The organism is Fervidicoccus sp. (genome assembly GCF_049967375.1).
Lineage (GTDB): Archaea > Thermoproteota > Thermoprotei_A > Sulfolobales > Fervidicoccaceae > Fervidicoccus > Fervidicoccus fontis.
In genome coordinates, this window is the sequence record NZ_JBMFSV010000021.1 from 1 (window position 1) to 21,084 (window position 21,084).

At 38.9% G+C, this 21,084-nt stretch carries 21 protein-coding genes and 1 tRNA gene; 13 read left to right on the forward strand and 9 right to left on the reverse strand.

All coding sequences use genetic code 11. The features are described from left to right. From ACP5SL_RS04655 to ACP5SL_RS04665, 3 genes are all read right to left on the reverse strand, one after another. Nucleotides 1-623 (reverse strand): N-acetyltransferase family protein (locus ACP5SL_RS04655; RefSeq protein ID WP_428228245.1); only part of this gene is annotated, 623 nt, incomplete at its 3' end. A gap of 73 nt (nt 624-696) precedes the next feature. Next, nucleotides 697-1,467 (reverse strand): alanyl-tRNA editing protein, encoded by a 771-nt coding sequence (locus ACP5SL_RS04660; RefSeq protein ID WP_428228246.1) that lies wholly within the window; start codon nt 1,465-1,467, stop codon nt 697-699. Between the two features lie 47 nt (nt 1,468-1,514). Beyond that, complete coding sequence (locus ACP5SL_RS04665; RefSeq protein WP_428228254.1) at nt 1,515-2,090, reverse strand: cysteine hydrolase family protein; 576 nt, start codon at nt 2,088-2,090, stop codon at nt 1,515-1,517. Nucleotides 2,091-2,325: 235 nt separating this feature from the next. On the opposite strand from ACP5SL_RS04665, the gene ACP5SL_RS04670 reads away from it, so the two are divergent. The 6 genes from ACP5SL_RS04670 (at nt 2,326) to ACP5SL_RS04695 (ending at nt 9,859) form a co-directional block, all read left to right on the forward strand. Further along, nucleotides 2,326-5,226, forward strand: coding sequence for a hypothetical protein (locus tag ACP5SL_RS04670; protein WP_428228247.1), 2,901 nt, complete (start codon nt 2,326-2,328; stop codon nt 5,224-5,226). Continuing rightward, nucleotides 5,223-6,458: an ABC transporter permease gene (locus ACP5SL_RS04675; protein ID WP_014557285.1), complete on the forward strand. Its 1,236-nt coding sequence runs from the start codon at nt 5,223-5,225 to the stop codon at nt 6,456-6,458. The genes ACP5SL_RS04670 and ACP5SL_RS04675 overlap by 4 nt, the downstream gene beginning before the upstream one ends. 58 nt (nt 6,459-6,516) lie before the next feature. Next, nucleotides 6,517-6,945: a transcriptional regulator gene (locus ACP5SL_RS04680; protein ID WP_148683451.1), complete on the forward strand. Its 429-nt coding sequence runs from the start codon at nt 6,517-6,519 to the stop codon at nt 6,943-6,945. 54 nt (nt 6,946-6,999) lie between these two features. Beyond that, nucleotides 7,000-7,203: a hypothetical protein gene (locus ACP5SL_RS04685; protein WP_428228248.1), complete on the forward strand. Its 204-nt coding sequence runs from the start codon at nt 7,000-7,002 to the stop codon at nt 7,201-7,203. Then, a complete protein-coding gene (locus ACP5SL_RS04690; RefSeq protein WP_428228249.1) occupies nt 7,200-7,553 on the forward strand; it encodes a type II toxin-antitoxin system VapC family toxin in 354 nt (117 codons plus the stop codon). Before ACP5SL_RS04685 ends, ACP5SL_RS04690 begins: the two co-directional genes overlap by 4 nt. A 344-nt stretch (nt 7,554-7,897) precedes the next feature. Further along, on the forward strand, nt 7,898-9,859 hold the full coding sequence (locus ACP5SL_RS04695) for an arginine--tRNA ligase (protein WP_014557289.1): 1,962 nt from the start codon (nt 7,898-7,900) through the stop codon (nt 9,857-9,859). Nucleotides 9,860-9,879: 20 nt separating this feature from the next. On the opposite strand, the gene ACP5SL_RS04700 is transcribed toward ACP5SL_RS04695, so the two are convergent. Then, entirely contained in the window at nt 9,880-10,536 is a 657-nt protein-coding gene (locus tag ACP5SL_RS04700; RefSeq protein WP_193803450.1) for a class I SAM-dependent methyltransferase, read from the reverse strand. Nucleotides 10,537-10,673: 137 nt separating this feature from the next. Between ACP5SL_RS04700 and ACP5SL_RS04705 the strand changes: the two genes are divergently transcribed. The 6 genes from ACP5SL_RS04705 (at nt 10,674) to ACP5SL_RS04730 (ending at nt 17,757) form a co-directional block, all read left to right on the forward strand. Next, nucleotides 10,674-11,486: a CBS domain-containing protein gene (locus tag ACP5SL_RS04705; RefSeq protein ID WP_428228250.1), complete on the forward strand. Its 813-nt coding sequence runs from the start codon at nt 10,674-10,676 to the stop codon at nt 11,484-11,486. 105 nt (nt 11,487-11,591) lie between these two features. After that, nucleotides 11,592-12,353, forward strand: coding sequence for an MBL fold metallo-hydrolase (locus ACP5SL_RS04710; RefSeq protein ID WP_014557292.1), 762 nt, complete (start codon nt 11,592-11,594; stop codon nt 12,351-12,353). A gap of 239 nt (nt 12,354-12,592) precedes the next feature. After that, nucleotides 12,593-14,065, forward strand: a complete 1,473-nt coding sequence (locus ACP5SL_RS04715; protein WP_193803452.1) for an extracellular solute-binding protein — start codon at nt 12,593-12,595, stop codon at nt 14,063-14,065. Between the two features lie 19 nt (nt 14,066-14,084). After that, nucleotides 14,085-15,776: an ABC transporter permease subunit gene (locus ACP5SL_RS04720; protein ID WP_428228251.1), complete on the forward strand. Its 1,692-nt coding sequence runs from the start codon at nt 14,085-14,087 to the stop codon at nt 15,774-15,776. Beyond that, nucleotides 15,773-16,762, forward strand: coding sequence for an ABC transporter ATP-binding protein (locus ACP5SL_RS04725; RefSeq protein WP_428228252.1), 990 nt, complete (start codon nt 15,773-15,775; stop codon nt 16,760-16,762). The genes ACP5SL_RS04720 and ACP5SL_RS04725 overlap by 4 nt, the downstream gene beginning before the upstream one ends. Next, a complete protein-coding gene (locus ACP5SL_RS04730) occupies nt 16,759-17,757 on the forward strand; it encodes a DHH family phosphoesterase (RefSeq protein WP_428228253.1) in 999 nt (332 codons plus the stop codon). Before ACP5SL_RS04725 ends, ACP5SL_RS04730 begins: the two co-directional genes overlap by 4 nt. Nucleotides 17,758-17,891: 134 nt before the next feature. On the opposite strand, the gene ACP5SL_RS04735 is transcribed toward ACP5SL_RS04730, so the two are convergent. Both ACP5SL_RS04735 and ACP5SL_RS04740 read right to left on the reverse strand, forming a co-directional pair. Then, nucleotides 17,892-17,966 (reverse strand) — tRNA-Arg (locus tag ACP5SL_RS04735). A gap of 74 nt (nt 17,967-18,040) precedes the next feature. Beyond that, the gene (locus tag ACP5SL_RS04740) at nt 18,041-18,343 is read right to left on the reverse strand and encodes a hypothetical protein (protein WP_014557297.1); all 303 of its coding nucleotides are present in this window, start codon (nt 18,341-18,343) and stop codon (nt 18,041-18,043) included. 136 nt (nt 18,344-18,479) lie between these two features. On the opposite strand from ACP5SL_RS04740, the gene ACP5SL_RS04745 reads away from it, so the two are divergent. Beyond that, nucleotides 18,480-18,788, forward strand: coding sequence for an MGMT family protein (locus ACP5SL_RS04745; protein ID WP_014557298.1), 309 nt, complete (start codon nt 18,480-18,482; stop codon nt 18,786-18,788). On the opposite strand, the gene ACP5SL_RS04750 is transcribed toward ACP5SL_RS04745, so the two are convergent. From ACP5SL_RS04750 to ACP5SL_RS04760, 3 genes are all read right to left on the reverse strand, one after another. Continuing rightward, on the reverse strand, nt 18,774-19,676 hold the full coding sequence (locus ACP5SL_RS04750; protein ID WP_322741370.1) for an Mrp/NBP35 family ATP-binding protein: 903 nt from the start codon (nt 19,674-19,676) through the stop codon (nt 18,774-18,776). The two genes, ACP5SL_RS04745 and ACP5SL_RS04750, sit on opposite strands and share 15 nt — an antisense overlap. Before the next feature lie 81 nt (nt 19,677-19,757). After that, nucleotides 19,758-20,867 (reverse strand): site-2 protease family protein, encoded by a 1,110-nt coding sequence (locus ACP5SL_RS04755; RefSeq protein WP_014557300.1) that lies wholly within the window; start codon nt 20,865-20,867, stop codon nt 19,758-19,760. 42 nt (nt 20,868-20,909) lie between these two features. Then, nucleotides 20,910-21,062: a thioredoxin family protein gene (locus ACP5SL_RS04760; RefSeq protein ID WP_428228255.1), complete on the reverse strand. Its 153-nt coding sequence runs from the start codon at nt 21,060-21,062 to the stop codon at nt 20,910-20,912. Nucleotides 21,063-21,084: the final 22 nt, after the last annotated feature.

A 21,084-nucleotide genomic window follows, 5' to 3' on the forward strand; every position in this document is an offset into this window, starting at 1 on the left:
ATTTTATATATAGAATCATCGATATCCCAAGTCAAATTGCTCCATATTGATGTGTCCAGGAGCTTTATCTTCGAATTTATCTCATTATGCTTTTTTACGCTATCAACTTTCAGCTTCAAGCCCTCAAGCTCTCCAAGCTTTCCATTTAAATTATCCAATCCAGCTTCTAAAATAAATACAATGTTAGTAACTTTGTAGCCGTTTTTCAGGTACAATCCTAAAGCATTGTTGTTTCTGTTTTTCACAGAGAGATATATCCTTTTTACTCCCTCAAGCTCAAGAGTTTGCTCTATACAATTCAACAGTTTCCTTCCTATTCCCAATCCTCTATAGCGAGAATCCACTGCAAAAGCATCAATGTATGCTTCTTTCCTTTTTTTATAAAATATTATGAACCCTACAAGTTTCTTTCTTCTTAATGCGACATATATCCTCGCCCTTCTGCTCTTTTTCTTAATTATGCTTTTCAGCCAATTCTTGCTCTCTTCATCCAAATATTCGATGTTTTCACTATATATTTTGAAAATGCGGTCCACGTCAGAAATTCTTGCCTTCCTAACGATAACGTTCTTCATCGAATTTTCTTTTTTAGAAAAACTATCTTCTAATTCCAAATTTTCCATGCTTTCACATTCAGCATATACAAGTTATTTATCAAAGCTCAATTAAGATAAAATAGATTCCCTTTTATTAAATTTATGGAATTGTTTCATAAAAAATAACAGTTCCGTCATCTTCCTCTTTTACGCCTTTTATCTTGATATAGTTGATTTCGCTTGTATTCTTTACATGTGTGCCGGAGCATGGAATGGAGTTGACATTTTGTATCTCAACGATCCTGTATATTCCAACATCCGGCAACCTCTCTAGATTTGGTGCATTAAATACAAATTTTTCCAATTCCTCTCTTTTAACATATCTGACATTTACACTTATGCCCGCTTTGACCGCTTCGTTAGCTGTTTTTTCTATCATTTCCAGTTGAATAGGACTCAAGTTTATATGCTCATATTTTATGTAGGATCCGATACTGGCATGATTGGCTTCGATTGTATTTACCTTTTTTCCAGTAACTTTCATGACAGCGTAGTCAAGAATATGACCTGCAGTATGAGATCGCATGATTTTGTACCTTCTCTCCCAATCAAGCTTTAGTCTAAAAATCTCTCCCTTTTCTGGTATTCCGCTGTTTTTTTGTATATTGGCATAATGAAACGCGACACCATCAACTTCTAAAACCTTTTTCACCTCAAAAAGCCTCTCGTTATCATAAATTGTTCCGGTATCGCTCTCCTGTCCTCCGCTTTTTGGATGAAAGATAGTCTTGTCAAAGACCAGGTATGCTTTGTTTTTGCTTTCCATTAAAATTGATAAAAGATTGGCGTTTATTTCCTTCAAGTAGGAATTTTCCAGGTAAACCTTTTCAGTTGGGCTAAATTTCCTAGCTTCTTCTTTTAAATTAACCAAATTCTACCACTCAAGGTATATTTTAAAAAATAATAAAGATATTTAACTTATTTCAAATCTTCTATAATTTCTTCAGTGCTTACTACCTTTGCATAAATTTGGTTTATTATCCTCAATTCCATTTCATGGAACTCTTGCGAAATTGCAGCTGTTGCATCCTCTACTACATAAACTATGAAACCCCAATCTGCTAAATCTCTCACCGTTCCTGCAACGCATTGATCCGTGACAATTCCAGTAACTACAACATGTTCAATTCCCATCCATCTAAGAATATGTCCCAAGGAAGTTCCATTAAGTGCGCTGTCAGTAGTTTTGTAAACAACTATTTCGTCTTTTAGCGGTCTTAATTCATCAACCTCTTCTTGCGAAGAAGTTCCTATAATTTGAAGCGAATAATTCCATCCAGGTCTAGATTGAACAGGAGACCTATCTTTTCCATCCGTTCTATAACTTCCTATAACAGCATGCACTACAGGAAGCTTATTTTCTCGGAAAAAATTGAGGAGCTTTTTTATATTGGGTATAGTGACTTGGACGAGTCTATCATATAGATATGCGTGTCCATGCTTTTCTTTTATCATCTTTGCCTCTTCTAAAAATCCCTTCTGGACATCGACTATTACAAGGGTAACTTTATCTTTTTTTGGCTTGGTTTTATTTTAATTAGAATAGTAATATGTTTCATAAAATATGGAAATGTAAAGTATTAACAAAAATTTCTAAACAATTCATTTATGATTATGATACTGAATCGAATTTTTGTACTTATATAAAGTTAAAAAATATTAATTCGATTTGATTTTAGATAACATCAATAATGGTATTATGTAGAATTATTGAGAAGAGCTGATTATTATGTTCTACAGAAAAATTTTCTATCTTCTATCGATCATTATTATTGCTGCATCCTTTGCCATAATTGTATCAGAAGCACAAACCTCTGAACCAACAAACACTCAAATAAACTCAATTAATTTCGTCTCTTCTCAAAACACTCCTGTTTATCCCGGGAGCAAAAATGCCCAATTGAGGATAGAAGTTCTCTTTAACGTAAATGCCAGTAATGCTATAGGAAACTTGAGCAGTTTGCCTCCCGGTTTTTCCCCGAGCTCAAACAGCGGGTATTCATCAGCTGCGAGAGATTTGTATGGGAACCAGGTTTATTTTATAAATGCTAGCGATGTGGTGTATTTTGAGTACTATTTAAATGTTAATAGTGATGTCTCTCCCGGGACTTACCCTATTGGGTTCTCCTTATCTTATACCATTAATTCCACAACAAGAGAGACTGACTACTTTACAATTTACGTTACAGTCTCTCAATATCCCCCTTTGATGGTTAAAGTTGTCTCTTCCCAGTGGAATCCAGCGGGATATCCTGGGACTCAGAATACGCAGCTTCAAATCACGATAGAAAATGATGGTAACAGTACGATCAATTCTGCGGTTGCTTCTCTTTCGCTTCCAAGCGGGTTTGTCTATACAGGCGGAAGCATTCAGATTGGAACCCTTCAGAGCAATTCAAGAACAACGATCTCTTTTTCAGGAATAAATATCGATAAAAGCCTCTCGCCTGGCAATTACACTTTTTCTATAACCTTAAACGCGTTAATGTCCACCCAGGACGGAGTTGGATATGACGCGCAGGGAACCATTACATTTACAGTTCAGGTGGAGAGCATTCCCTCCTACTATTATGAGCTAAATCTTCTAAGCCTAAAATGGGGAGCAGCATCACCTCAGCCCGTCTATGAGAATTCCAGATACGTGCAACTCAGTGCAACCTTTTTAAATACAGGTCAATACCCGATTTTTTCTGCGAACGGCACAGCAAATTCTGAGTACTTCATTCCGATTTCGAACATCGACTCTTACTATGGAAGCATTTCAACTGGGGGGACATTCACTCTTTCGTTCTATTTCGACATAAACTCAACTTCTCTTTCTCAGCTTCTTTCCCAAAATGAAGTTCCTGTACACTTCAACGTTTCTTATATGATAAATTTAGGAAACAACGCATACATAGTAATTTTTTCAAACTTCACTAGCTTTGTAGGAATTGAGAATTATGTAGGAGTAAGCAACGGAACAGGGGTCTCTCTCATATCGAGCGGCTGGCTTAGCAGCTACACAGTTTATCCAAACACAGACAACGCCATTTATACTGTACAGATAGCAAATAGGCTTCCATTCTCAATCAACGGTATAAATGCCACACTGTTCCTTCCAAGCGGCTTTGAAAGCAACGGGTGCAATTATGCAAGTACATATTACGGCACTGTCTTGCAAAGCTATTCCTCTTCTACTCTTCAGTTTAAATTTAATGTAGGCAACATTCCTCCGGGGATTTACAATGCTACACTCTTGGTTGACTACATAGCAAATACAGGAGGTCCGGGCTCAAGGCTCTTCAATTTATTTCAAGTACAGCTTAATATAACTGGGGAAAGCAATACATTAGAGGTAGTCGACTCGTCTTTTCCGCTAAGCTCCGCTGACACTTTTTCCCTCGGCGATCAGTTCAGGCTTACAATAAGGAATTTGGGATACGATTCTATGAATTACCCTGTTTTAACCGTTAACCTACCCCCGGGGATCACGTACTCAAACACAAATACTTCAGTATTTTCCATCCTTCCATATACTCCCTCGGTCTCTCTTCCATCTCAGCTTACAGTTCAGAGCCTACAGGCATACTACCAGCAAGTGCTTTCGAGCTCTCAGCAGTCTAGTACCCAGCAGTCAGGGATTCAGAAGGGAAGTACTATTACATTTTCATTCCCTCTGAACATAAATGTTAACAGTACAGGAATTTACACTGCAAATGCAACACTCAGCTTCGTTGATGCTTGGGGGAACATTAGAAATACCTCAATAAGCTTTCAAATTCCAGTGCTTGGGAACATTAGGTACATTGACGTTAAAGTATTTGGGTCTCTCGATATAAGGAGCAGATACACCAACATGACCGTTGTAATATGCAATTACGGAAGTAGCCCTGCTTATAATGTATATGTAACTTTATCTCCTCCCTCAACAATAACCTCAGGTGCATCATCCTCACTGCTCTTGGCTACGCCATCTGTCTTCTACATAAAAGAAATTCCTCCAAACAGCAATATGAGCTTCCCAGTTACTTTTGCATTCAATCCGCTTGGAGCTCAGTCCTTTTCCGGTGCTTCAACAATTATAAACTATGGAGTCGCGCCATTGAACATCCAAATAAGCTATGAAGATCCTCAGGGAAATTCAAAGAGCTTCACTACCTCTTTGGCGCTGTCAATTGAGCCATTCATAGATATAGCTTTGACCGGCGGACAAGCTGTATACAGCAGCAATGACATAAAGGTGACGGGAACATTGATAAATTACGGCTCATCAACCGCTTACAGGGTTGAAGTTGTTGGGAGCACAGGAAAACAGACTTCTAGCTATTTTGTTGGAGACATAGATCCAAGCTCACAGTATGCCTTTAGGGTCGATATCCCAGCTTCTCAGTATGTCCCGATTGTAAACATAACAATAAGCTATTATAATGCCTTCAATGAAAATATCAATAGAACGCTACAGCTCTCTGTTATCAACCAACAGGTGAACGAAACTTCCGCAACAACTACAACCTCGACCAGCGAAATGCCTGAAGAATATATTATAGCATTATTCATCGTGGCGATTTTCCTGCTTGGTGCAGGATACATAATTTATAGAATGTATAAGACTCACCAAAAAGACATTGAAAAAAGGTTGCCAGAATGAGCATCAAAAGGTTTTTCTCGCTTTTGGGAATGTCCTATAAAATGGCAGTTAAGTCCCTCGGAAGCAGGAAGCTAAGGAGCATATTGACTATTCTAGGAATAATTATAGGCCCAGCAGTAATTGTCATGATGGGAGCTGTAGTAGGAGGGTACTCTCAATACATCCTCAATCAAGTGACGAGCCTCGGACAAAACAACATAATGATAACTCCGTCTTCAGATTATACTCTGACATCTAGCGATCTGAGCTACTTCAAGTCGTTCAGTTATGTTGTAAATGCCGTGCCATATTACTTGACACAAGCAACAGTCACAGTGGGCAACTCACAAGAGCAAATTTATATTTACTGCACGGATGTGAACTTCGTATTACATGCGATTGGAGGGCTGGAAATCGAGGAGGGAAGCGCTCCTTCGCAGGGAGATGTGCTTGATGCATTAATAGGGCATAAAGTCGCCTACGACCAAAATGGAAATTTAGAATATGGAGTGGGCGATGTGGTACCATTAAAAGTTTTTACGAAAATCACTAACGGAATCCCTCAGTACAAAACAGTAAACGTAATTGTAAGCGGAGTGCTTAAAGAATATGGGGGCGCTCTTATCTTCAGCCCAGACCAGACAATATTCTTAGATACTGATGCAGGTCAGAAGCTTTTAGGTCTAAACAGCTGGAGCGGCATATTGGTACAGGTGAGTGATCCTATCTACGTGAAGGATTTTGTCAGCACTGTAGAGAGCACCTATGGAAATAAGGTTTCTGTGATCTCCTTCAGTGCAATTGCAGATATAGTTTCAAGCATAACTGGAGCAGTAAACTATATAAATTATGTAGCTTCACTTTCTGCATTCGCCGTTGCAATAGCTGGGACAACAGCGACCATGGTTACTTCAGTCATTGAAAGGACGAAAGAGATAGGCGTAATGAAGTCGATAGGATATACCAACAGGGAAATCATAATAATGATATTATCTGAATCAACTCTCATGAGCTTTATAGCAGCCGTTGCAGGCAGTCTGCTCGGAGTTGCAGGTTCATTTGTGCTTGGAGGAAGTGGAATGACTATAAGGGCTGGAACAAACACAGTTGTAATAAACAGTCATCCGCTGTTCTCCGCACATTTATTCATAACTTCAATTGGATTGACAATACTCGTAGGAGTAGTAGGAGGGATTTTGCCTGCATATATGGCCTCGAGGATCCCTCCCGCTGTTGCGTTGAGATATGAATGAGTTTTTTAAATGTAAAAAATATATAGAGAAAAATAATTATAATTTATTTGGTGAGAGAATGTCAGAAGTACCACTAAAGCCTGTGGGGAAGGAAGAGATCAGAAAACTTGAACTCGCTCTTATTATTGCGACTTTGTTCAGAGAAGACGTCCTTCAGCAGGCTCTTGAAACGAAAGACAAATTGACATGGCTTGATTCTCTGATAGTTGCTGCAGGAGCACTGGCTAGGGAGAGAGCGGGAATTCCGGCATCGAGGATAGCTGAAGAGCTTGAAAGGACTGAAGCAACTATAAGAAACCACCTTTCAGGAAAGACAGATGCTGGAAAGATGGTTAAAGAAACTTACGAGCAATTGGTAAAGAGTGGAGGGAGCTTAAGCAACATAGTTCCCGAAATCCTTGTAAAGAGCAGCGAAGAGGAAAAGTGCAAGGAAAGACTTGAATTAGTGAAGCAAAAAATCGAAGAGATAAAGAAGCTATTAGAGTAATTTTTTCATTTTCCTCAGCAACCAGTGAGACAAAGAGCTCTGGAAGAAGGGAAGATGCTGCTCATTCCTTCTCCTAGGCTGAAGACAGGGTTCATGCTTTTGAACCCGAGCGAGATCCAAAAAAAGCTATACAGGGAAGCTAAAAGGAGCAAGGCTGAAGAAGCATTCAATAAGCTCAGGAAGATAATAAGCTCTGAAGATTTAGGGGGAATTGAAAGATCCAGCAGAGAGTTCAGAAAGGGATTCAAGCTGAGATGAGGCTAATCGATACAAGTGTTTTGATTGAGGATGTAAAGAAGGGAGTCTACGAGGAAGGAGCCATTTCGTCAATAACTTTAATAGAAGTGCTTTGTGGTATAGCTCCTGAGAAGAGAGTAATGGTTAAAGAGCTTTTGGAGAAAAGCTACGAGCTTAAAAGCTTAGATAATGAAGCAATATTAAAGTACTGCGTATTATACGATGCCCTCAAGGAAAAGGAAAATCTCATACGTGATGCGGATCTCTTGATCGCCTCTGTAGCTATAGCAAAAAACTTAGAGCTCATGACGAAAGATAAAGATTTCGAAAGGCAAAAGGACTTAGGGCTCAAATTGAAGCTGGAAAAATAAATTGCAAGCCTAGACAAACTGTTTTTAAATTCATTACAAAAAACTGAGCTAATTAGCTGATGTTCATGGCTAATGAGGAAAAAGAAGCGATAAGGAAGAGAATTTGGTCCCTCCTTGAGAGTAGACGAATCTCGTATTTCCAAAGGATGTAAGAGGAAGAATACCAAGCTTCAAGGGGCAAGAGAGAGTAGCTGAAATGCTGTTCAGCACAAAAGAATGGAAGAATGTTAGAATCATCAAGGTGAATTCAGACTCTTATCTTTCTTTTTTTTAATAAAAAGGTAAATAAATGCTTGAATTACATTTTTAAATGAACCATATTCTGTTAAAAGGGTAAGAGCGAAATGGCGAATCTTCCACTAAGTATAAATGATAAATATTTGTACAACCGGATACTTCTTGCTTTAAGGGAATCTCTTGATGACGAGCTGGGTCCGTCTTCTCAAGACAGGCTTTTCTTGATCTCTGAGCCTCCTGAAAATGTAGATGCTGATCTGTCTTACCCTCTTGTTAGAGAAATAAGGCAGATGAAGAGAGGCATTGAAGATTATACTAAAGAGCTGAGCAGAAAACTTACCGAAGCTTCTGGAGTAAAAATCGACGCTACATACACTTCAGGGTACTTGAATTTAAAGTTTAACAGAGTGGAGTTTGCAAAAAAATTCTTTGAGGAATTTTTTAGAGATCTAGATAACTACGGCGGTGGTCAGGCAGTTAAAAAATTGAACATTGTCGTTGAGCACACGAGCGCAAATCCACTTCACCCACTGCACATAGGACATGCCAGAAATTCCTGCTTGGGCGATACTATAAGCAGGTTGCTAAAATTCTACGGAATGAACATTGAGAGAAGGTTCTACATAGATGATATGGGCAGACAGATGGCTTTGCTTATATATGGGATATTAAAGCTTAATGAAGATGGTGATTGGAAGAGATTTTTGAATGAGGAAAAAATCGATCATAGGATAGGGGAAATATATGCTGCCACAAATATACTTGTTGAAATTAACGAGTTAAAGAAGAAGATTAAAAGTGCTAGCGAGGACGATTACCAAGCTTTAATTGCTCAGCAGGATGAGCTGGTTGCAGAAAGCGCGAGGATAAGGGATAGATCGCCGGAGATTTTTGATGTGCTTGCAGAAAAAATTATGAAAGACGAAGATCCTGAAAAGGAGATTTCTCAACTTTCTCTGAGATATGAGCAGCACGATGAAAATGTAGTAAAAATATTCAGAGAAGTTATAGAGCTTGTGATAGGAGGCTTTAAAGAGACTCTGGGTAAGCTTGGGATAGAGTTTGATAAATGGGATTATGAAAGCGATCTTGTTTGGAGCGGTCTTGTTGATGAAATTTTAAGGAAAGCTAGAGAATCCCAAGTCTTCACTATATATAAAGGAGCAGAGGCTTTAAGCTACGAGACCATTCTGAACGATAGCTTAAAGGAAAAGCTGTTCATACCAAAAGAGATGGATATTCCTCCTCTGATTTTGAAAAGGAGCGATGGAACTACCCTATATACTACGAGGGATATCGCCTACTCTATTAAAAAGTTCAAGGAGTTCAATGCAGATTACGTTATAAACGTAATAGCAAAGGAGCAGACCCTTCCGCAGGCGCAGCTCAGGCTAGCTCTCTACTCTTTGGGATATAGAGAGTACGCAGAAAGGCTTATTCATTACTCATATGAGATGGTAAATCTCCCTGGATACAAAATGAGTGGAAGAAGAGGAAGGTTTGTTAGCCTAGATGAGCTAATTGAGATGTCTGAAAACGCAGCAAAGCAGGAGCTTTTGAAGAGGAAGGGGCAGGTTGCTGAAGATGTCGAACAAGTATACAAAGCTGTAGGCAGGAGCGCTGTTAGGTACTCGCTTGTAAGCATTTCTTCGGAGAAGCCTCTCGTACTTAAGCTGAATGATGTAATAAACTTTGAGAAGAATACCGCTCCATATGTTCAATATACCTATGCAAGAGCTTTCAGCCTATTGGCAAAGGCCGGAAGCTATGAAAGGCCCACGGAATTTGATATCATAGAGAAAGACGATCAGACATATAAGCTGATAAGATCTCTCTCAAAATTCCCATGGGTGATTCACAAATCTACAACTGAACTGAAGCCTGAGCTCATTGTGGCATATTTAGGCGATATCTCTCAGAAATTCAACAGCTGGTATGACAACGTCCCGGTTCTTGGTGAAAAGGATGAAAGGTACAGGGCTCTAAAAATTGCCACAGTAAATGCCGTGAAGAGCATTATTGGATCAGCTCTCAATATAGTTGGAGTTGTGACATTAGAGAAAATGTAAATCAAAATTTTCTTCACTTTTTAAACTATCGGCTTTTTTGCTTCATAGCAGACAAATGAGCCGTTTTCATTAAAAGAAGGCTCTTCTGGAACTGGACTCGAATTAGGAGGGTAGTGAAGCACGCTGCCAAATTTTTCCAGAATGAAGCCTGCATTGGTGATCATTTCCTTAATCTCTTTCTTTGTGAAGAATACGGCTTCCTTATAGAAGAAAGTCTCTCCTTTCTTCTTCTTTTCTTCGTAAAAAGATCCCCATTGTGAATCAAGCGGGACGACACATGTGACCAGTTTTCCCTCTGGCTTTAATATTCTAAAAGCTTCCAGAAGAGTTCTGTTAGGGTCCTCTACGAAGCATAGTGTGACGATTAGGTAGGCTGTATTGAAACTCTCATCTCTAAGCGGGAGATATTCAGCAGTCGCCCTAATTACTTCAATCCCTTTTTCTGCTGAGATTTTAAGAGATGAGACAGAAGGATCTATACCAAATTCGACATTTAATGGTTTAGCGAATCTCCCTGTACCCACTCCAATTTCTAAACAAGGGCTTATGCACGGAAATCTTTTAGCGAGATCAACCTCGCTTTTATATATTTTTTGTTGTTTATCAAACCATGAGTCATATTCTTTCGTTCGCTCATCAAAAATTTTAAAAGTGATCCTTTTTCCTTTGTTATTCAATTTAATCAACCAGGAAAAATTAACACTTTTACATTTAAAAAACAAACTCTATATCCATTCCTGCAATTTCCTACAAAACGTTTTTTATTATGTTATGATAATTTTAAATTGTTAATTTCGAATTTTAGGTGTTTTGCTTGATAAGGGATTTCATTGATAAAAAGCCAGTCGTAATGAATTGGGCTGATTCTCTGCTTGCAGTTTCTAGGGAGATGCTGAAGAGGAATAGGAATCATTCAATAATAGTGGATGACAGCGGAAGGGCATGGGGGGTTGTGAGCATAAGGGATATTGCAAAGGCCATTTTTGTAGAAGGTGAAGAAGGAATAGAAATACTTGAATCTGGAAGGCTTGGGAAAATACTGGAAAGTCCTATAAAATACTACGCATCATCTCCAATCATCTCCCTTAATATTGAGAGCTCCCTGGACGACGTCATCGATCTTTTGGTGAACAAAAATATAGGCTTTGTCCCAGTTATAGAAAATAACGAGATCATGGGTGCAATTGATGAGAGAAATTTACTAAAAGCGATCCCAGAGCATATAGACTTGAGCCCGTGCGAAGTTCCAGCTCCAGAGCCGCAGTCTGTCGATTTCGATGAAGAGATACTGGCTGCTGTAGGGCTTATGCTGAGCACTGGAGTGAAGCAGCTTCTAGTGATGAAGGGGGAAGAAATATACGGCATGACATCATTATTGAAAATACTTTACTACGTGCTTTCTGAGCATTCAGTCGATCTCCTCCTTAAAGGTAGCAGAAAGCCAGTTGAGGAGATGGTTGCGTATGTTTCAGAAAATCCATGGCAGATTGATTGTACCTATTCTCTGAAGGAAGTTGCGTCTTTAATCTACTTTGAAAGGCTTGGAGCTGTATTGGTAAGAATTAATGGAAGCGTAAAAATCATAAGCGATAGGGATTTATTGAAAGTTCTGCTTTTTAACTACTGAACCTAAAAGTTTTAAACTGTTTGTTAAAAATTTTAGATTAGCATAAAATCAATACATATTAAAAAGGGAAATTTAGAAATTTTTGATATATGTAGGTGTCACAGAATGGAGATTTTGTTCATTGGAACAGGAGCTGGAGGTAGTCCAGGCTCAAATAGATGGAGGGCTTCGTCTGTAGTTTTCAGTGAAGAGACAGCTCTCTTAATCGACTGCGGAGTGGGATGCCATTACAGGCTCGGTGAAAGAGGCTTGCTAAAGGAAATTGATGCAATATTCATAACTCACTACCATATGGATCATTTTTTGGGATTACCGGAGCTTTTATTCCAAGCCCATATTGAAAAAAGGAGCAAGCCACTTAAAATAATTGGTCCCAATGGAATAGAGAGCATGATAAGAACAGCTGCACCCCACCTCTTTTCAAACATAAGCTTCTCCTTTTCAGTTGAAACAGTTAAAGTACATGAAACCTATAAATTAAATGACCTCACTTTGATTCCAGCACCCGCATGTCATACTATTGAAAGCTACGGGTTGAAGATCCTCGATAAGAGGGGGAACTCATTAGGATTTTCTTCAGATACATCCGAACCATGTGAATCTTTGATTTCCGTATTAAAGGGGGTAAAATACCTTGTTCATGAGGCGACTTGTGATGAGAGAAACAAAGATTTATGTCATAAATATGGACATTCCACTGTTTTAGAAGCAATTGAAGCGGCAAAAGCAATTGGAGCTGAAAAGCTGATTTTAAATCATATAGATGAAAACTTCAATAACTTGAATAGCAGTTATCAAATTTTACCAAAATCGTTAAACGGCAAAGTAATATTTGCAAATGACCTTGATAGGATCATACTCTCTTAATTCTTCGATCGTTAGGGATAAATCCTAACTTCTTACACTACAAAAACTTCTCTACTTCTCAGAGTATAGTATCCTCATTTTTTAGAAAAAGTATTACCCTTGATTTTTATGAAGGTAGCTTCATGCTAAAATAACTGGGCTTTTATCATTTTAAATTTTATTTGGATTTGCAAATTGAAGATAAGAAAATTTAAAACAGATTATAACAAATTTTAACTTAAAAATAGGTGATCTTATTTATGGGTAAAAAGAGAGCTATATCCACAATTGCAATCATAGGAATTGTAATTGTCATTGCAGTTATAGGGATTGTAGCCTATTACGCGATGGAAAACAGGGGAGGAACCTCCCCAACAACAACCACCACAACTACTTCTGGCTTGAATGGATCTCTTACAGTGCTTGTGCCAAACGGAGATCCTACTCTTCTACCATACGTGCAGATGGTCGCGAATGACTTTATGTCGAAAAACCCTGGAGTTACTATCCAGGTTCAACCTGTTCCATTCGGACAGTTGGTCTCTACAGCTTTAACATCTCTCAGAAACCAGAATCCTTCTCCTGATTTAATTATATATTATCCTTCACAAGCGTCAACATTAGGACCATACCTCCTTGATGTGAGGCCCTACTTTACGAAAGGGGTATTTAATTTAAGCGATATACCGCCATCCACACTCCTTCCGGCATACCTTCTAGATTCACAAGGAGGAGTTGTTAAGATATCAGGAGTGCCGTTCCAGCAGGTATTCGGTTATGTGCTCATTTATCAAAAGAGCATATTCGAAAATCAGACACTAGCAAATGAGTTCAAATCCAAATATGGCTTTGACTTTGATCCTACGAAGTGGGATACTTGGGACAAGCTTATAGATGGTGCCCAATTCATTCAATCTCAAAACATAACCAAATACGCCCTTCTATTCCCTGATGGATTGACTCAGTCGATATTCAATGGGTACGTTTCAATATTCTACACATATGCGATAAACGATCCGTGCACTCAAGTTCCGCAATCAAGTCAGCAGGGAATCCCTGTTCAGGGATACTGGGCGTTTTTCAAGCTCGTCAACAAAACGATCGTGCCTACAATAAATTGCACCGCTGGTGTTCAGGCACTTGAAACATATAAGCAATTGATCCAGTTCCAGCCTCCAATTGACCAGCAGGCAATGGAATACGATCAGCTCAGAGACCTGTTCTTAACTGGAGATTATGCGATGGTTGCGGCTTGGACGAGCTTCATACCAATTTACAACAACGCATCTCTCTCTAAGGTAGCAGGGAACATCGGGATTGCGCCACTTCCAAGCGTTGCAACAGGTCAGGCACCAACATTTATAGGAATCAATCCGAACTCAAAGAACCCAGACCTAGCTGCGGACTTCATTGCATTTATGACGACGGCTCAAGAATATAAGAAGGGAGCTGAATTATATGGTTTCATGCCGGCTACGTTTTCCGGTATGGAGGTTGCAGCAACCGTTAACAATACTGCATGGGTTGCAAACTTCATACCTTTGCTGAAGAACATGACCATACCGAACCTTCAGAGAATGGCCCTCGTAAACTACATTAGCAACTTCTTTACAGATTTGAGACCAATATTCATTAATACTGTCGCCGACTACTTTAGAGGAAAAATAAGCGCGCAGGACGCAGTGAATTACATAGAGCAACAGTGGATAAACCTTATGAAAGTTTCCTCATAAACTTTTTTTGGTGTAGTTCATGAGGAAAATAGACAAATATATTTTTTTAATTTCACTTCCAGCCATAGCTTATATTCTCATATTTACAATTTATCCTATAGTAAGTAACTTCATCTTAAGCTTATATACTCAGGATCCTCTCGGAAGATTGATATATACAGGTCTTGAAAACTATTTCTGGTTTAAAAAGGATCCATATCTTTCCAGGATCATAGTGAATACGCTTTTATACATGTTTGCAACCCCGATTATTGACATAATCTTCGCGATTCCCTTAGCTGTTGCACTGAAAAGGGTAGGGAGCAAGTGGCTGTTCCTCATAATGCTTCCTGCATTTATTCCTCCTGTCACAGCTGCAAGCATGTGGTACCTCATGATAAATCCGTTCTTTGGAGTAGCATATTACCTCACAAAAACCAACTTAGCTTCATCAATTTGGACCGTTGTGCTTATAGATGTGTGGAGAAGCCTTCCGATGGCTACGCTTATAATTTATTCCGGATTGGTTTCAATACCAAAAGAAATACAGCATGCTGCCAGCTCTGATGGTCTTGCAGGTGCAAAGAGATTCTTTATGATAGATCTCCCTCTCATCTCGCCTCAAATACTTACGGCTTTTGTCCTTATGATGATAACTGGACTCTTTACATTTGACCCAATTTATATAGGCACATCTCAAGCTGGGCCGAGGATTCTGGACAATTTAGCATATTACGCCTTTGACCAGTTTTACTCCGGTGTTCCTGGATATGCAGCTGCCATAATTGTTCTCATGTCGCTACTATCAACAGCTCTCGCTATTATCTACATAAAAACTTTAGGATCTCAGAAGTTCATGAGGCTGTCCGTTCCGGACTTTATACCAAACTCTGAAGCTCCCCTCTGGTTGCATAAGCTTATTGTTGCTATTTACCTAGCCTTCTTCCTCATACCGATGTACTGGATTATAAATATAGCACTGAAGACACCTATTGAGCTTATAAGCATCCCTCCCTTACTATATCCGAGGTCAGTAACGTTTGCCAACTTCGATCTCATGTTTACTCAAGGTTTGCCCTATATAATAACTACACTTGCAGTGGCTTCTATAAATACTCTTATAACCCTCTTTCTCGTTTCCCCATTGGCGTATTCGATGGCATCTCATAAATTTGGCGGTAGCAAGTTGCTTATCTACATCCTCTACCTCAACGCTACTCCTACGCTTATATACATAATCCCAATTTTCGCATTTTTAAAAATACTAGGTATAATTAATACGTGGTGGGCCTTAATACTGACATATCCAATAATGACGATCCCAATAACGACGTGGATAATGTATAATTATTATTTAAAATTTCCAAAGCAGATCGAAGAAGCTGCTCAGATGGATGGTATGAACAGGCTTAAGGTATTCTACAAAATGGTTCTGCCATTGAGCAGAAGCGGTCTCAGCGTTGCGACCATCTATGCATTTTTGTATAGCTGGGGAGCGCTCATCTTTCCTCTAGCTTTTACCTATTCGCCATATGATCTCAGTAAGCCTTTAAGCTTTTCAGGGGCTCAGACCTTTTCAATATTCATAGGACTCCTCATGAGTCCTGTTTCTATGAGCTATGGGGGTGTAGCTGCGGCCGGAGTCATAAGTTCAATCCCGTCTCTGGTGCTCCTCTACTTCGGTAGGAATAACCTTGAAAAAATTTGGGGCTCAAGTGGTGGAAAAATATGACACTAAGGCTTGAAAATTTGAGAAAGAGATATGGTCAGTTTGAGCTTAGGATAGAGGAATATACTTTCAAAGAAAAAAGCTACAATGTAGTTTTAGGCTCTTCTGGATCTGGAAAGACTACCACCCTCAGGCTCATTGCAGGATTGGAACTCCCAGATGAGGGGAAGATAATACTAGATGGTGTCGACATAACAAATGTTCCAGCATGGAAGAGAGATATAGGGCTCGTATTTCAGAACTATGCTCTTTACCCTCATTTAACTGCGTATGAAAATATTTCCGTTCCGCTTAAAATAAAAAAGCTAGACAGAAAGACAATAGATGAGAAAGTTAAGAATGTCGCTGAGATACTCGGGATCTCCAGCGAGCTTCATAAGTATCCTCATCAGCTTTCTGGTGGACAGCAACAGAGGGTCGCAATTGCAAGAGCCCTAGTTAAGGAGCCAAAAATACTTCTCCTCGACGAGCCTTTGAGTAATTTAGATGCGAGGCTAAGACTTGAGGTCAGGGTATTTCTAAAGGAATTGCAAAGGAAGCTGAACATGACTGTAATACATGTAACACATGATCAGGAAGAGGCTATGGCAATAGCTGATAATATAGTAATACTGAATTCCGGCAAAATCGTTCAAGACGGCAGTCCCGCTGAAATCTACAGGAAACCTAAGAACACATTTATTTTTACCTTTATTGGACTGAGCAACTTGCTTCCTGCGTCGTTTTTTGGTATAGATGATGCTGACCTTGTTGGGTTTAGGCCAGAAGATGCTGAAATTGTAAACACCGATGGAGACATCAGCGGATTAGTTGAAGAAATTCAGTACTTAGGTGCTTACAAGCTATTGGAGATTTCAATTGATGAAAAACACAGCGTGATTGTGAGAGTTCCGCCTAGTGAAGAAATTTCTGAAGGACAAAAAGTTGGGATATCGATCCCAAGAGATTTAATACTTAAGTTTAAAAATGAGGAGAGAGTCCCTCAATGAGAAATGTCAAATTAATTTCGATAACTCACACAGATCTAGACGGAGTAGGCTCTTCATCCCTATACATAAGAAATACAAAGCCTGAAAGCTATAAAGTTATATTCGTTGAGCCTTACCAGCTTTTAAAGGCGGTTAAGAGCATAGCAAAATCTGATGAAAGTTTCGATGAACTGGTTATTACCGATATAGGTCCAAATGCCTCAACTATTAAAGAAGTAGAAAGAGCGTTGGAAAAAATATCGAGGGAAAAAGGAGCTAGAATAAGATGGTTTGACCATCACATATGGAATAATGAGTGGAAGGATGATCTCATCAAGCAAGGTGTAGATCTGAGAGTTGACGAAAATCACTGCGCTACTGAGATTGTTTATAGAAATTTGAACACCGATGATATTTTTTCTTATATGCTTTCCAAATCTGTGTGCTCAGCAGATTTATGGATATTTAACGACTGGGCTGCACCTTTTTTGGTTAGATTTGTAGGCAATGGCAGAGGAAAAAAATGGCTCGAATACGTTCATAGCATATTTGTAAAGTCCCCGAGCTTCGAAACGCTAATTGAAGCATCAAAAAATAAAGCCGTAGAAGTGTTTGACAGGGAAATTGAGCTCATGGGATTTTATAGAGAAAAAGCGGAAGATATCAATATAGAAGGGATCAAACTGACATTTGTATTTAAAAGTCATAACGATCTGAGCACAAGCATGCTTGCTCAGTATCTTATGTCTGTAAGAAATTCAGATATTGTAGTTGTGGTGGATAAGAGAGGGAAATATGAATTTAGGTCGAAAAAGTGCAACGTTAGAGAAATAGCTTTCAAGCTGGGAGGTGGCGGGCATCCGGAAGCTTCAGGAGCTCCTCTTCCCAGTTTTCTTACACTACTTATGAAAATGAAGCTCTATGGGCTTGCTATTGATTTGGCAAAAAAGAAGCTCTTAAATACTGTAAAAGAAGTTTCATGCATCCCCTTTAACGTTATTAAGAAAGAGATTTAAATTTTTTATCCTGTTCATTACGTAATATCGTTCTTTTAGAAATAATAAAGATCAGATAGATAAAACCCTGGAGCTATTTTTCAATTAAAGAAGCATGGGAAACCTAATATACGCAGAAAAATAGCAGAAGCTAACGGGCCCGCGGGGATTTGAACCCCGGACCACCAGCTTAGGAGGCTGGCGCCCTATCCTGGCTAGGCTACGGGCCCTTCAAATATTTTGTTTATACAAATTACTTTAAAAAACCTTTTCATGTACTTAAAACTTCTTCAATTATATTGGTTTAAAATTCAAGCGCAATCTCTCTTTCTATTTTGCTTCTTATGCTCTTTATAACTTTATAAACGGATATCGGCTCTTCACAGATAATCCTTATCTTAAATCCTATCTTCTGTTGCTCATCGAGCCATTGAATGCTCGAAAAGTGCGGCTGTGCAAACAAGACGCATCCTTCTTCTGTCAAGCCTGTTATCGTTCCGCCCACGTGTGTCTTCTCTCTGAGAATGCTGGAAATAGCGTCCGAGAGAGAGGTTAAATAACCAGCTTCAGGCACTCTTACAAATAAAGAAATATCTATTGTTCCCATATTACATTCCTTATCTTTTTTACTATTAAAATATTATTCATCTTTTCAATAATATTTTTTAACATGCCATTAGAGAGATCTTACAACTGAAAGCCTCGCCCTTTAGGCGGGGAGGAGGTCAGAGAGGAGTAAGGACTTGGACAAATTAGAATTAGTCAAAATTCTTCTTCAGCTGATTCCTCCTGGAAAAGTTACAAGCTACAGTGAGCTCTCAAAGATAACTGGCTGGTCACCGAGATCAGTTGGAAAAATATTATCAAAGAACGATGAGCCCATCTTGGTTCCCTGCCATAGAGTTGTAATGAAAAACGGCAATCTGGGAGGTTATTCTGCTTTTAGCGGTAAAGAATTTAAAAGAAGGCTTTTGGAACTAGAAGGAGTTGAATTTTGCAGTAATGGAAAGATAAAAAGAAGTAATTTTTATAAACTTTCAGAGATCCTTTGAGCTCAGCTTTTCAATGATTTTTTTCGCTAAGAGTTCAAGAGATCTGTCAACTTCGCTCCCGCTTGCAAGCTCATAAATAGGAACGCCCTTATCCTGGGACTCTCTGATCCTTTCATCTAAAGGAATTTTTCCTAAAGCCTCAATCCCGTGATCCCTTGCAATCTCCTCGATGTAGCTTTTTCCAAAAACTTCGATTTTGCTGCCATCATCGCAAGTGTAATGACTCATGTTTTCAACGATCCCTAGTATGGGAATCTCCATTTTCTTGAGAAAGACCACTGCCTTTCTAACAACTCCTTCAGATAGCTTTCCGGGAGATGAGACGATGATTGCATATTTTGGTGAAGGTACATATTGAGAAATTGTAATAGCCTCATCACCAGTACCTGGAGGCATGTCGAATATTAGGAAGTCGAGATCCTCCCATCGAGTCAAAGCGAGGGTTTGAAGTATGAACTTCGTTCTTAAAGCGCCCTGCCAAATTAGAGGAGAGTCCTTTTCTTTTAGCATTAACTCAAGACTCATTACCTGTATACCTTTAATGTTTGCAGGAATAAGCTCTCCAGAGCTTTCTTCCATATATATTTCGGCATCGGAATTCCCGAGAACGAATGGTATTACGGATCCCGTCTCATCAGCATCATATACCCCAACCTTATAGCCCATTTTTGAAAGATACATAGCTATAGATGCAGCTATAAAGGTCTTTCCGACACCACCTTTGCCGCTGAAGATCATTATCCTGTTTTTTATTTTTTCAAACTTTTTCTGCATCATGCTTATGTACTGATCTATCTCTTCGGCTGCCTTTTTCGGATTAGTAGTAGTGCTCCCTGCCTTCATTTCCCTAATTCTCAGATCATTTTTTCCGCTTCTGCTTTCTGACATGCTATACACCCTTTCTACTGTATATAGTTAACAGTTGAGGTTTTATAAAGAATACATATGTAATGCTTTCAAATGCAGATCTCATGCAATTGGAGTAAAGGTTATTGCTGAAAGTACTAAAAGCAGCGTAAAAGTCTGTATGAAGAAATTCAGAGCTTTTCCTTTATTTCCAGGGATTTTCAACGAAATGATTTCGCTTATTATCCTCCCTCCATCAGTGATAAAAATAGGCGCCGCATTTATTATCGCGAGGCTGAAGTTTATAACATACATAAATGTGAAAAATTCCAGCATGGGAAAATAAACACTATCCGGAAGTGATTGTATGCCTTTTGCCTGCTCGATTGTGATTCCAATCTTACTTACATTCGAGGGCTTGTAGACAAGCAACCAGCTGAGGTTTTCAGAGCTTGGAGATCTATATGTAATATTGAACCAAACCCCACTGTTGGTGTAGTTCTCGATTATCGGCCCTATATCATATGGAGAGCCTATTTTTGTACCGTTTATTTCCAGTATCGTGTAACCCGGCTTTATTCCATAAATTTGTGCTGGAGATCCACTTTCCACAGAAACCACTGTCGCTCCGACAGCATTTACTGTCATGAGTAAAATTAGAATTAGAAAGATGAACGCTATTATCAGGTTAGATGAAGGTCCAGCAGAGAGTATTTTAATCTTATCTTTAAAAGATGCTTTTTTGAACGCCTCTTCGTCCGGCTCCACAAATGCGGCCGGTATAAATACTGCAAGTATGAATCCTACGTTTTTAACGGGGATATGTGCTACCCTTGATGCAAACGCATGAGAAAGCTCATGGATTAGGGCAGCTATTCCTATAGAAATAAGTATGTAGATAATAGCAGTTCCTTTTATTGTTATCCCAGGTATAATTGGAACGAGACCACCTGAGCTGTATCCTGAAAACCTTAAAGCTACAGCTTCGATCATGTAGTAATAGAACATGAAGAGCGATATGAACGTGAGAATTACTGAAGCGTATATTAATCCTCTCAGAAACTTGTTTTTTTCATATTTATCCAAAAAGGAGAGAGCAGAAGGCTTTTTAAAAATTATAAAAAAGGGGGAAACTTCCAATCCTTTAAATTTTTTCCTTAAAGCATACCCAATGGCGAGTGCTATGACCCAATAAGTAACGATCGCGACAACCGTTAAAACTACATCATTCAACGATCATCACACATAAAAAAATCAAAAAAGGCATATATAACTTTAGCTTAATTCTTTTACCTTTTCGACGAAGTCAACTTCGTAAGGAAGTCCCACAAATGCAACTTCTCCATTTATTGCTATTACAGGCACGCTCATTACATTGTATTTGTCAGCGATGTCAGTGTTCTCATAAGCTTCTACTGTATCTGCAATTACGGATTTGTTTCCTAATTTA

Coding starts and splice junctions, on each gene's coding strand:
- ACP5SL_RS04670 (WP_428228247.1), top strand. CDS start 2,326: ATGTTCTACAGAAAAATTTTCTATCTTCTATCGATCATTATTATTGCT.
- ACP5SL_RS04675 (WP_014557285.1), top strand. CDS start 5,223: ATGAGCATCAAAAGGTTTTTCTCGCTTTTGGGAATGTCCTATAAAATG.
- ACP5SL_RS04680 (WP_148683451.1), top strand. CDS start 6,517: ATGTCAGAAGTACCACTAAAGCCTGTGGGGAAGGAAGAGATCAGAAAA.
- ACP5SL_RS04685 (WP_428228248.1), top strand. CDS start 7,000: ATGCTGCTCATTCCTTCTCCTAGGCTGAAGACAGGGTTCATGCTTTTG.
- ACP5SL_RS04690 (WP_428228249.1), top strand. CDS start 7,200: ATGAGGCTAATCGATACAAGTGTTTTGATTGAGGATGTAAAGAAGGGA.
- ACP5SL_RS04695 (WP_014557289.1), top strand. CDS start 7,898: ATGGCGAATCTTCCACTAAGTATAAATGATAAATATTTGTACAACCGG.
- ACP5SL_RS04710 (WP_014557292.1), top strand. CDS start 11,592: ATGGAGATTTTGTTCATTGGAACAGGAGCTGGAGGTAGTCCAGGCTCA.
- ACP5SL_RS04715 (WP_193803452.1), top strand. CDS start 12,593: ATGGGTAAAAAGAGAGCTATATCCACAATTGCAATCATAGGAATTGTA.
- ACP5SL_RS04720 (WP_428228251.1), top strand. CDS start 14,085: ATGAGGAAAATAGACAAATATATTTTTTTAATTTCACTTCCAGCCATA.
- ACP5SL_RS04725 (WP_428228252.1), top strand. CDS start 15,773: ATGACACTAAGGCTTGAAAATTTGAGAAAGAGATATGGTCAGTTTGAG.
- ACP5SL_RS04730 (WP_428228253.1), top strand. CDS start 16,759: ATGAGAAATGTCAAATTAATTTCGATAACTCACACAGATCTAGACGGA.
- ACP5SL_RS04740 (WP_014557297.1), bottom strand. CDS start 18,343: ATGGGAACAATAGATATTTCTTTATTTGTAAGAGTGCCTGAAGCTGGT.
- ACP5SL_RS04750 (WP_322741370.1), bottom strand. CDS start 19,676: ATGTCAGAAAGCAGAAGCGGAAAAAATGATCTGAGAATTAGGGAAATG.